The 12867-nt window shown below is 50.6% G+C and carries 5 protein-coding genes; 3 read left to right on the forward strand and 2 right to left on the reverse strand.

Annotated features, from left to right (window positions below; all coding sequences use genetic code 11):
* Nucleotides 1-938 precede the first annotated feature (938 nt).
* Nucleotides 939-2888: a hypothetical protein gene (locus LX87_RS25945; protein ID WP_111631218.1), complete on the forward strand. Its 1950-nt coding sequence runs from the start codon at nucleotides 939-941 to the stop codon at nucleotides 2886-2888.
* A 110-nt stretch (nucleotides 2889-2998) separates the two neighbouring features.
* The gene (locus LX87_RS25950) at nucleotides 2999-3304 is read left to right on the forward strand and encodes a TonB-dependent receptor (protein WP_111631219.1); all 306 of its coding nucleotides are present in this window, start codon (nucleotides 2999-3001) and stop codon (nucleotides 3302-3304) included.
* Between the two features lie 34 nt (nucleotides 3305-3338).
* On the opposite strand, the gene LX87_RS25955 is transcribed toward LX87_RS25950, so the two are convergent.
* On the reverse strand, nucleotides 3339-5450 hold the full coding sequence (locus tag LX87_RS25955) for an NHL domain-containing protein (RefSeq protein WP_111631220.1): 2112 nt from the start codon (nucleotides 5448-5450) through the stop codon (nucleotides 3339-3341).
* A 365-nt stretch (nucleotides 5451-5815) separates the two neighbouring features.
* On the reverse strand, nucleotides 5816-10732 hold the full coding sequence (locus tag LX87_RS25960; RefSeq protein ID WP_111631221.1) for a putative Ig domain-containing protein: 4917 nt from the start codon (nucleotides 10730-10732) through the stop codon (nucleotides 5816-5818).
* Between the two features lie 1270 nt (nucleotides 10733-12002).
* Between LX87_RS25960 and LX87_RS25965 the strand changes: the two genes are divergently transcribed.
* Nucleotides 12003-12761 (forward strand): IS5 family transposase, encoded by a 759-nt coding sequence (locus LX87_RS25965; RefSeq protein ID WP_111631222.1) that lies wholly within the window; start codon nucleotides 12003-12005, stop codon nucleotides 12759-12761.
* Nucleotides 12762-12867 lie beyond the last annotated feature (106 nt).

A 12867-nucleotide genomic window follows, 5' to 3' on the forward strand; every position in this document is an offset into this window, starting at 1 on the left:
AATAATCCGGGATTCAATAAACACCTAAAAGCTGATAAGTGTTCTTAACCATTAAGCCGTATTCTACTTTTTAATCTACCCAAGGCAAGGTTTCCTGCTCTTTAAACCGGCTTTTCGACCGATTCTGGTTATCTATCTGACCTAGTTCGAATAGGTGAATAGCCCCCTCCTAATTTTTTCATTTAATTTTCCGATCACCTTTTTACTCCCTCTCCGATTCATCAATACGTGTCAGAAAGCAGAACGGCATTCGGAAAACGACACTACAAATCTAAGTCTATTTACCTATTTATATGAACCAAGGCTTTAAGATCATGGATTTTTCCAACTCAAAATAAACCCTTAAAATACCAACTTATACTTCTGTAGCGCATACACAATTCTATCAGTAGGTATTTTACAGCAATTCCAAAACAAGCCGTATCTCATTAACCATACCGTAGTTTCCACGGTGTCCGGCTAACCCTTCTTCCTGACTGAATCCATATGTCAACATCCATAAAAATCCAATAACAAATCGGTGTTCAGTAAGAATACCGGCTTCCTGCCAACCCATTTTAGTCCGCTGAACAACAATGTCGATAAATTATTGAATTACAAGATAATATACATAAAAGTATATTCTTAACGACTATACGGATCGCTCCGGTATACGCGGACAGTCTACTACCTGCCTTCTCATACCGACCAATTATCGGTCACAACATAAAGGGTTACGTTGAAAAGTTTTACCGTATCCTACACCGTAAGCCTGGATACCGCTTCTCGTTCTCCTGTAAAAATAGGACTAAATGGACGCTATCCGCCGTCTAATAAGTTAAGTACAAATCGTTAAGTAACCAATTCAAAACTAAGTATATTTAGTTTGTTTTTATTAGTAATTATACGCAAAGTAATACTTAAAGTTTACCAATTTGACAATTTAGTACCACACCAGTATGTTTCCTACGAGTAGTTACAGACTTCCACAGCCGATTACGGTTGGCAGAATCTTCAATGTTGCGATTGAGAGCGAACTTATCAAAGTGGGTTACATCTTTGTTTTAGCCATCCTCTCCTTTCCCTATTTCGATTTTGCCCATACGCCCAGTGCCGGTATTGATAATTCGTGGCGTATGGCGCTGGAGATTATTTATGAGAAAAAGCTGGTGTGGGGAAAAGATGTTATCTATACCTATGGCCCCTTAGGGCGCTGGCTGCAACGGTATGTCATCACCACCGCCCCGTTCGAACTCTTTCTGGTCGATTCCTTCGTGGCTATCAACCTGGTCGTTCTGCTCTATAGTTTTCTGCCCAACCCTCTCAAACTTTGGCATTTACTGCTTTATTTCCCCCTATGGGCCATCGTCAATAGCATGCATGGCGAATGGATTCACTTCCTGTGGTTTTACCTGGTCATCTACTGGGGTGTGCGCTATCTGTACCAGCCCAATCTGCTGCTGCTCTATTACCTGCTTGTGCTTAGTGCCGTCAATTTTTTTATGAAGGCCAACTACGGGATCATTATTCTGGGCTATACCGCTAGTTTACTGTCGTTTCGGTTTGTCGTTCAGCGTGGTAACGTAAAAGAGTATCTGGCCAGCCTGACGGTTTTAGGCTTACTGCTCATCTCCGGAGCCCACTGGCTGCATACGGATTTAATTGGCTACCTGATTTCAAGTCTCCATGTCATCGACGGGTACAATGAATCTCAGGCACTTTATCCGGAAAATAAGCTGCGGGTGGTTTTGCTGGCTTACGGGTGTTTTCTGCTGCAATTTCTTACCGCCATCGTTTATCTGGTCCGGCTACGTTTTGCCCCTCAAAAACGCAACGACAGCCCATACATTACGCTCTTTACACTTTTCTGGCTGCTGATCATCTCCTTTGTCCTGCTGAAGTACGCCTTTACCCGAGCGGACGACGGGCATCTTACCGTTTTTATCAAACAGTCTAGCCTGCTGCTGTTACTGGTGATGGTTAGCGTCCCGGAAGCCTGGCTGAAAAAGACGTTCTTTGGGTATCTGGTCCTGAACTGCGTTATTTATCTGACGTTTTACATCCCGATTTTCGGAAAAATACCCGTTAATTATGCTACCGAGTTCTCCCAGAAAGCACTGCTGGTCAGGCATTATCTTCAGCAGGCCGTCACCCACTCCTACCCCGTTCCCCAGGCTACGCTTCCCGATTCGATTCGCCAAAAGATAGGCCGCCAGACCGTTGATGTGATTCCCAATGAAATATCAACGGTATACTTCAATGGATTAAATTACAATCCACGGCCGGCCCTGCAATCGTATCAGGCTTACAATGCGTATCTGGATGCCAAAAACCGGGACAAATACCTGTCAGAATCCGCCCCGGAATGGGTTATTTTCGAATACACGGGCATTGACGGCAAGTACCCCCTCGCGGATGAAACCCAGACCCTGCTGGCTCTTCTGCAACGCTATAGCACCGTTGACGAAAGCAATCAGCAGCTTTTCCTGAGAAAAAACCGCCAGACCAAACAGCTAACCTTGGTTCGCCAGCAAACCAAAAGGATTGTAATGGGTCAGAAGTTACACCTGGCAACAACCGATTCGCTGCTGCATATTGTCTATGCCAGGACGCAGTATACGGCCTACGGGAAAGCACTGAACATGTTTTTCCAACCCCCGCAACTCACCATGACGATCAGCGCCGAAGACCATTCGGCGGTCGAGTATCGGGCCGTGCCAAGCCTTTTGCAAAAGGGTGTTATTGTCACCAGCCGGGTTGATAACCTGTCCGATGCCAAAGAATTTTTAGCGACCCGGCAGGTAACCAACAAACGAATTACGGACATTTCCTTTGATCAGAAAATTCGGTGGCAGCCCGGCTTTGATCCCGCAATTGATCTTGTCATTCAGTCGTATCGCTTAAAATAAGCGGGCTCCTGCTCTTTTCCGGAATAGCCGTTTGGTAAAAATCATGCTGAACGGATTGCTCCGGCAACGCATCGCTGGCCCAGCTAAGCCGCAAGGAAAGTGGAGACGGATTGGAAGAAGCATTCAACACGCCGAAATGGATCACGAATCTGCGTGTTTCGAACGCCAATCTGTGGTACGGCCTCGGTTTCTCGGTTGCCTATAAACACCAGAGTTCCTTTTTGTGGCAATCCTCGCTGGCAACCGGCATGGTGCCAGCGATTCATACCGTCGATGCTCAAACGAGTTACCGCATCCAGAGCCTAAAACTTGACCTGAAACTTGGGGCCACAAATTTGACGAATCGGTCCTATAGCACGTTTGTCGCCGGACCGAGCGTGGGCGGCTTCTATTATGTGACATTAACGTGGCAATAACCGTTCCTGAAACTGACAGGCTCTGGACACAAACCTAAGGGACCTTTACCAGTTTGTGCCGTTTGGCGGCTGGACCAGTGCCGACCTGTAACACATATACGCCGTTGTTCAGGCCAGGATGCAGTGTGATTTGCGGCTCCGTTCGTTCACTTGTTTCCTGCCAGACCAGACGGCCCCATAAATCATATAGCCGAACCGGCTGACCGACGGCTTGCGGCCCCTGAAACTGTATGGTAAACGACTCACGGAAGGGATTGGGAAATACCCGGATAGCACCCGGCTCCAACGCAACGTCGGCACCCCAACGGGCGGCTGCCGGAGCAACGAATTGAAAACTCACCGTCAGGGGTGTACCGGCCGATCCCGTACCATTGGGGCCGGTATAGGGCGTCGCCGTCAGTGTGTAAGAGCCGGGAACGGGTTTCCAGGTTCGGTACTGGCCATTCCCATCTTTAAATAAGGCATAAGGAGCCGTATTTTCCAGTTGAGTGCGCGTCTGGGTACCGCTCAACTGCATCACCACCGACCCCACTGTAGCCGGATTGGTGTTTGCCTGAATGTTAAATACGTGGCTGGGCAGGCTCGCCAGATTCAACTCCTGACCGTCGGTAAGCTCCTGGATGGTTTGCTGCGTAATCGCATTGATCAAACTAAAGCTTTCAACGTTAAGGTGATCCACCACCGTAAAACTGAAGGTGTACGGCGTACCCGCCGACCCCGTACCATTAGGGCCGGTATAGGGCGTCGCCGTCAGTGTGTAAGAGCCGACTGCCGGTTTCCATCCTTTGTAATCACCGTTGTTATCCTGGAACAAGGCATAAGGAGCTGCATTCTCAATTTGTGTCAACGACTGCGTACCGCTGAGCTGCATAACGACGGAACCGACAGTGGCCGGCGCGGTATTGGCCCGTAGGTTCAGGTTTTGGGTGGGTAGCCCCGCCAGATTAATCTCCTCTCCCGGCATAAGCTCCCGAATCGGCCCATCGGTATGAGCATTGATCAGACTCACACTGAATACCGTCAGCGGGACGGCAGCCGGCGTCACTTTGCGGACACGATAGTTGTTTCTATCGCTGATGTAGAGATTACCCTGGACATCGACCGCTATACTACTCGGCCCGTTTAAGCTGGCCTGAGTAGGCAAGCCGCCATCACCACTAAAGCCTGCCAGACCATTGCCCGCAATTGTGCTGATGATACCGTCCGGGGTCACCTGACGAATCCGGTGATTGCCGCCATCCGCAATGAGTAAATTACCTTTTGCATCCAATAGTATACCGCTGGGATAGTCTAAACTGGCACGGGTTGCCGCCCCCCCGTCACCCCCGAAATCCGAAATACCATTCCCGGCCCAGGTGGTGATGACGCCCTGAGGAGTCACTTTCCGAATGCGGTGATTATACTGGTCGGCAATAAACAGATTGCCCTGCGCATCTACGGCAACATCCCCTGGAAAGTTCAGCCTGGCGCTGGTTGCAGGGCCCCCATCACCACTAAAGCCATAGCTCCCGTTGCCCGCAACCGTGGTAATGATGCCATCGGGCGTTACTTTCCGAATCCGGTGGTTGAAGTAATCAGCAATAAACAGATTGCCCTGCGCGTCGATGTCTATCCCCGTAGGCCCATCCAGACTCGCCTGGATGGCCGGTCCGCCGTCGCCACCGAAACAACCGGTTTCCTTACTACACCGGACGCCATTTCCCACGACGGTATTGATGATACCGTCCGGCGTCACTTTGCGGATGCGGTTATTCCAATTATCGGATAAGAAAAGATTGCCCTGCGCGTCAATGGCTATATCATCGACAACACTCAGATGTGCGTTGATAGCCGGTCCACCATCTCCGCTAAAACCCAGTTCTCCATCGCCAACGGCTGCCCGGATAATACCATCGGTGGTTACTTTCCGAATTTGGCTAACACCCGATATAAACAGATTGCCCTGCGCATCCAGGGCCAGGCCCCGGGGGCCGCTTAGACCGGCGCTGGTTGCGGGTCCGCCATTACCACTATTCTCCGAAATACCGTTGCCCGCAATGGTATGAATGGTTTGGGCCGATAAACGAGTAAAAAAGAGCCCGACGATCAGGCAACCAGATAACAACGCGGAGGAGAAAAAATGAGGGAAGCGTATGAAAGAAGTCATAACAAGAAAGGTTAGGGTTAATGACACACTTAAATACGAAGCAGTAGACGTGTCCTAACGGCTGTTTTATGGCGCAGGTCACCTTGAGCAAAGGGAATAATTACAGCTACTAACGTCAACACAATTAGACTTATCTAATATAAATTTAAACTAAAATACGAAACAAAAGCCAGCCGTATTAAAAATAAGTTTCGTAACGTTCAGCAACCACGCTTTATTCGAAGTTAAAACGGCCGGAAGATGTTGACTTCCGGCTGTGGAGAGCTTACCCAATTTGTGCTTCCCGGTGCTCTCCAGCAAAAACAGAAGGCATAAAAAAAAGCATCTTGCTTCCCAAAAGGGCTGTAACACGATGCTTTTTTATTTTACTTTAATTTCACGAGCCTATACCGCCGGGCTCTTTTCCCCTCTCCTAGCTGAAGGATATATAAGCCCGCTGGCCATTGCTTGCCGGACTGAATAAGCTGTTCTGTCTGCGTCAGGTCCTCCAACATGAAAAGCAGTCGGCCATAAGCATCATGGATAAATACCGGCAGCTTGCCTTTATTTCGTCCCTGCACCTGTAGCGTAAACGATTCCTGGAACGGATTCGGATAATAGATCACCTGCATCTCTTCCGCTTCGGCGTCAGCCTCAACCCGTCCATTGGGAGCCTGCTCCACAACGGTGAAGTTGATGGTCAATGGTGTGCCGGCTGTACCCGTCGCCCCCGCCCCCGTGTAGGACGTCACCTTCAGCGTGTAACTACCCACCGGTGGAATCCAGTTGTTGTAGTCTCCGTTGCTGTCGCCAAACAGGCTGTAGGGAGCCCCCGTCTCAATCTGGGTCCGGTTCTGGCGACCACTCAACACCATCTTGACCGACCCCACCGTAGTCGGCGAGGTGTTGGCCCGCAGGTTCACATTGCGTGAGGTGAACGCAGCCAGGTTGATCTGATCACCGTTGCTTAGCACCCGAATCTCCTGATCACTGGTGGCATTCATCAAACTTACACTCACCACCGCAGGACCCGTGGAACTGGACGCATTGACCATTACACTGATAACTTCCTGAGCCGATAAAGCCGGCGAGCCGTTATCGGCTACTTTCACCGTCAGGCTAAAGGTGCCCGTCGTAGTGGGTGTCCAGCTAAAGGCCCCGGTGCTGGCATTGATGCTCACACCGGCTGGACCGGATACGCTGTAAGTCAGCGTCTGAGCCGGTAGGTCCTTATCGGTAGCCTGGGCCGTGAAGGTTAAGGCCTGTCCAACGGTGGCGGTTTTGCCTCCAATCGAAGCCAGCACCGGGGCCGTGTTGGTGGCCTGAGGAGCCTGCTCTACAACCGTGAAGCTGATGGTCAGCGGTACACCAGCGGTGCCCCCGGCTGAGGAAGCCGTATACGGTGTGCCCGTCAGCGTGTAACTGCCCAAAGCAGGTGTCCAGTTGTTGAAGTTACCGTTGCTGTCGCCAAACAACGCATACGGAACCCCGTTGTCGGTCTGCGTGCGCGACTGCTTGCCACCCAGCACCATCTTCACCGAGCCCACCGTAGCCGGGTTGGTGTTGGCCCGGATGTTGATGTTGCGTGTTCCCAGCGTGGCCAGATTGATCTGCTCGCCATTGCTCAACACCCGAATCTCCTGATCGGTCGTGGCATTCATCAGGCTGAAGCTGACCAGAGTCTGTTGAGCGACCGGAGCCGCCCCTACTGTCACACTGATAACCTCCTGAGCCGACAGTACCGGAGAACCGTTATCGGTTACTGTCACCGTCAGGCTAAAGCTACCCGTCGTGGTCGGTGTCCAGTTGAAGGCCCCCGTGCTGGCGTTGATGCTGGCACCAGCGGCACCGGATACACTGTAAGTCAGCGTTTGAGCGGGCACATCGCTATCAGTAGCCTGAGCCGTGAAGCTCAGCGGCTGGCCCACTGTAGCGGTTTTGCTGCCAATGCCCGTCAGCACCGGAGCCGTGTTGGTAGCCTGAGGAGCCTGCTCTACAACCGTGAAGCTGATGGTCAATGGTGTGCCGGCTGTACCCGTCGCCCCCGCCCCCGTGTAGGACGTCACCTTCAGCGTGTAACTACCCACCGGTGGAATCCAGTTGTTGTAGTCTCCGTTGCTGTCGCCAAACAGGCTGTAGGGAGCCCCCGTCTCAATCTGGGTCCGGTTCTGGCGACCACTCAACACCATCTTGACCGACCCCACCGTAGTCGGCGAGGTGTTGGCCCGCAGGTTCACATTGCGTGAGGTGAACGCAGCCAGGTTGATCTGATCACCGTTGGTTAACACTCGAATCTCCTGATCGGTGGTGGCATTCATCAAACTTACACTCACCACCGCTGGCCCCGTGGAACTGGTCGCATTAACCGTTACACTGATAACTTCCTGGGCTGACAGGGCCGGAGAACCGTTATCTGTCACTTTCACCGTCAGGCTAAAGGTGCCCGTGGTGGTGGGCGTCCAGCTGAAGGCGCCCGTGCTGGCATTGATGCTCACACCGGCTGGACCGCTGACGCTGTAAGTCAGCGTCTGAGCCGGTAGGTCCTTATCGGTAGCCTGGGCCGTGAAGGTTAAGGCCTGTCCAACGGTGGCGGTTTTGCCTCCAATCGAAGCCAGCACCGGGGCCGTGTTGGCAACGGCGGCTTCTGGCGTCACCCGGATAAAATCCCAGGTTGCCGTGAAGGGCGTCGAGTTCAGTGAGGTACTTACAATGCCCACAGCCAGGGCACGTCCCCCCTGAATGGCCTGCAACAACGTTCCTCCTACGGTAATGGAAGGCCCCAGATCCACCAGCGCCCCCCCGTCTTTTGCGTACCTAGGTTGAACTTTACCCGTTGCTTTATTCACTGACAAATATAGATCGAGTGACCCGGTAGGCAATCCCCCCGGCAATGTATACGTTATGCTGCTGGCTACCCCGTTGTTTTCATATACCACTTCAATGCCGCCCGTTCCCCCATCGGCTGCCAGTGCTACCTTCAGGTAGTTGTCCTGATCGCCCACACCAATGTATAAGCCCTGCGATTGGTGATACTGCGGAGTCCGGTTATTGAAGAAAGGACCTAGCAAGCGGGTCTGCACCCTAAACGGACCCGGTGTGCTGTTGGTATTGATGCCAAATTGAAAACCGTTTTCCTGGGTGTTTACCGCCTGATAGGGATCTCCCGGCGTAGCTTCGACCACCGAAAAAGCGCCGACAGCCCCACCTGCTACCAGGTTCTGCTCATCAAATAAATCCAGGTAATCAATTCCGGTCTGCATGGGCAGCATCAATCCTGTGAAGCCCAACCCAAACAAACCCGTGCCCGGATCATTGTTGAACAGGTTGTACTCCAGAGGCAGCGTGGTAGTCATGCCATTGCTGGCATCGAGCGCAAAATAGTCCACCTCATCGGCCAGCCCATCGTTGTCATCATCCGGATCGTTTAAGTCCGACACCTTATCACCGTCCGCATCACCGGGCCGACTCGAGGCCGAACAGGGGTTGGAGGCATTATCAATCTCATCGGCGTTGCTGTAACCATCCCCATCATCGTCAAAAGCCGTGCTGTAAGCCGCCGAACACCCACCCCCGGCAGCCTCGGGTTCAAAGACATAAATCTGGTTTTGCAGGTAACATACCACCCAGACCGTACCGGGAAAAATGTCGTTATCGCCCTGAGCGGTGATGTCCAGAGGCTGCGAGCCAAAGTTGGAAGCAAACGGCAGGTCCAGATTCTTTTTCTTCGCACCGAGACTGTTGGTCACCCCCGTACCACTGGCATTCAGGGTGATCTTCTGAATGGTCCCATCAAAGGAAGCCACCAGCAGATGCCCCTTCAGGCCGTTGTTGAAACCCGAAGCCGTGTACTCCACAATCCCGTTGGTCGATACCGTATAGGTGATCAAGGCGTTGTCCTTTTCACCCGGATTCTGAAAATCGCCTTCGATGGGATGGGCCATATTAACAGGCACCGGGGGCCAGTCGCTGGGCAGTGGGTTGGACCCCGTCTTGCTGGTACGCCATACCCCACTCGTACCGTTGTGAGTGTACAAACCCGCCCCCGCTGGATTAGCCCGGATCGGGTGCGGATGGCCCCCGTAGAAGCTGCCCGGCACATACGTCCGCAAATCCCCCACATAGTGAAAGTTGTCCAGGTTGTTGACCTTGGGATCATTCGGACCCGAACCCGTCGAACCCGGCTCCCCCGTTACATAGTTGTTGGTGGCCGTACCCACCCCCTCACTGGCTGGATGACCACCCCAACCCGGGTTGGCCCCGTTGTCCGTCACGTACATCTTGCGGGACCGGGTGATCACCAGATCATACGCATTGCGAAACCCTGTGGCAAACACCTGCACCGGACCACCCGCTACCAGCTTGGCCTGGTTCAGCCCATCATTGCCCCCAAAGGGATCATTGGCATCGGGGTTGCCCGCCCGGTTGGGGTCGTCCAGGGTGGGCAGATCATACTTGTAAGCGGTGTTGCCGCTGCCCCGGGTAGGCAGTGCTTCAATCACCGCCAGGTCAATCGAGAGCACACAGGCCGCCAGGGCATACTCAGGTGTATAGGCAAAGTTGGTTGAGGGGCTACCCGCATTGGTGTGGCCCCCCACTACCAGGTAGAGCTTGTTGCCATCCAGTTGCAGACCGTTGGTGGCATGGTTCTCCTCCGAGCGGGGCAGCCCCCGGACCAGGTCCACTTTCTGCCAGCCAGTGGGGGTTTTGGTCAGCTTGGAGACGATGCCCGAGTTGGTGTCCAGGTTCAAATCACCCTCGGGTCCGCCGATGCGGCTGTCGCTGGAGCTGACGTAGAGGATGGGGTTGGTGGCGGTACCGGTGACCAGCAGACCAGTGACCTGTCGGGTGGTCACCGAGGGAGCCAGCGAGCCATCATCGTTGTGGTTGGGAATGGTGTTGATGAGGCTGATGGTTTCCTGGCTGGCGATGGAGTAGTCGTTGGGGGCGTTTTTGACGATGGTCAGCACCTTGATCAGGCCGTTCTGCTGGGCCACATAGAGTTTGCCATCGGGACCGAATTGCAGGGAGGTGGGGTTTTTCAGACCGGCGGTGATGTCGAGCCGGCCGTTGGGGTTGTCTTTGAGCCGGCTGGACTTAAAGTTAAAGCTACCGTTGCGGACCTGTTCCCTGGAAGGTTTGCCACCACGTACTTTTTTTATAAGTTTATACAGGCCCTTAAACTTATTTTTATCGGGTCCTTTACCTTGACCCCAGGCATCGGGAGCGTTAAAACAGATAACAAGTGCCAGCCATACGCAGATACTGTTCATCACCAACGCGAATCGGGTAGATGTATTTTTCATGTGATTTCAGTAAGTGAATGGTTAATTAAGAAACAGGATAATAGATATAATGAAGTAAGTATCGGGTAACACGCAGGCATCAGGATTTTCCCTGCCTCTGCCCTATCGAGAAGCAATATGCGCAGAACAACCCATCAATGTAAGAAGCTTTTACGTCTTGTATTGGATAAGACCGAACCAGCTAATCAACCGCTAAAGAATAGCGATAAAAACAACACCAAATGCGTATAAACCTCGAGAACACAGGTGAATATACTAAAATAAAGCAAAGTAAAATATACCTATCATTCTTTTGTACTTTTCACAATAAAGCAGACTATTAGTATGAAACAGGCACTTGTATTCACATATAGACACTAACAAGTACTTCACCTTTTATTCCATTTAACATTAAGCAAGCTTAAACACTTTCCATCTAGCGGTTTTTACTTAATTATTATAAAACAAAATCTGATTTGACATATGTTAATAAAAGAGTAACAAGTCTATTTTTAGTATTATCTATCTTATTCATACAAATGAAGCTTTTAAAAATGTTTCAGGTACGTCATTTTGACAAAACAGGACCTTACGCACCACTTGCCATACCGATGATTTCGTCAAAGAGAATTCAAAAATAGACCTTGAAATTCAGGGAAGTTATAAGAGAAAAGACAAATGCTATAAATTTAGAAGCATAACTCCTTCCGGAAACGTTTCAAAGTGATTAATAGAACTTGGCCCTTAAACTGACGATTATAAAAAGACAAACCAAAAAAATCAGAAATAGCTTGGTTTCGAACCGTTAAAAATAATGACAAACGTTTGTTAAATCATTCAAACATAGTGGATTTTGAGTTCCAAACGCGCAACAAGGTGGGTAAACGTCCAGCCAAATACATTAAAAAATTCAGGTCAGCAACGTATATACGCAGGAAGGCTTGAGTGCTAGTATGTAAGCTGAAATTTTACTAGCGGTTCTCCTCGTGAAACTACCCGACACTAAGTCTTTTATAACCTAAAAAACCGCTGATAAATAAACTTACGCAGAGCGACTACCGGCATTTTACGAACTTGGTTGTTGACACCTTAAATAGGTTTCTTTCGTAGAAAGAACCAATATCACTTCTGAAATAATAAAGATCGCTTATATTTAGATTATAATTTTCATAAATATACTTACTATCTTAGAGCATGTTTGAGGTTGATCTGAAGAGTTTTTGGCCGTTTGGCAACATTTGAGTAAAGAAGTGGGCATCGTGGTAGATTAAGGTGTCGAATCTTATTCACCATGCGAACTCAATTTGTCAATTTGTCCGATGCCCATTGGCAAGTTATTAAAAACTATGTTGACTCAGGTCGAAAACGCCGAGTCAGTTTACGCTCCGTAGTAAACGCCATTCGCTGGTTGGCTCATACGGGTAGTCAATGGCGGAACCTGGCTGGCGATTATCCGCCCTGGCAGACGGTCTATTACTACTTCCGCCGATGGCAAACCGACCAAACTTGGCAACGACTGCTCAATCGATTGGTGGAGTTAGAGCGTCAGCGCCAAGGACGTGCTGCTCATCCCAGTCGGCTGGCAGTAGACAGCCAGAGTGTTCGTAAAGGCTTGTGGGTCAGTATTGACACCGGACTCGACGGCAATAAACGGATCAATGGACGTAAACGTCACCTGGCAGTGGATAGTTTAGGCTTGCCAGTAGCCATTCACGTATCAGCCGCTAACGTTCAGGATGGAGAAGCCGGTAAAGAACTGTTGTGGCAGCTCGAAGCAATGAACCAGCGGCTGACCTTATTGGCCGCTGACAAAGCATACCGGGGCGAGTTTGCAGAAGCAGCAGGTTGGTGCGGATACCAAGTTGAAATCTGTCAAAGACCCGAGTCGACTCAGGGATTTGTTCCGCAACGAGGCCGTTGGCAAGTTGAGCGGAGCTTTGCCTGGCTGAACATGTACCGTCGGTTGAGTCGTGATTATGAAAAGACCAGTAACTCAGCCGAAGCATTCTTAAGAGTAGCTTATGCTGACTTAATTATAGCAAGAAATTGAATTGCTAATTCAAAACACACTCTTATAAAATCATCCAGCATAAAATATAAGGAGAAGCGTATTCAGCATCTTATCAATTCTATAAAACATTTTGCGAGTATATCCG

This window comes from Larkinella arboricola (assembly GCF_003259745.1).
GTDB classification, from domain to species: domain Bacteria; phylum Bacteroidota; class Bacteroidia; order Cytophagales; family Spirosomataceae; genus Larkinella; species Larkinella arboricola.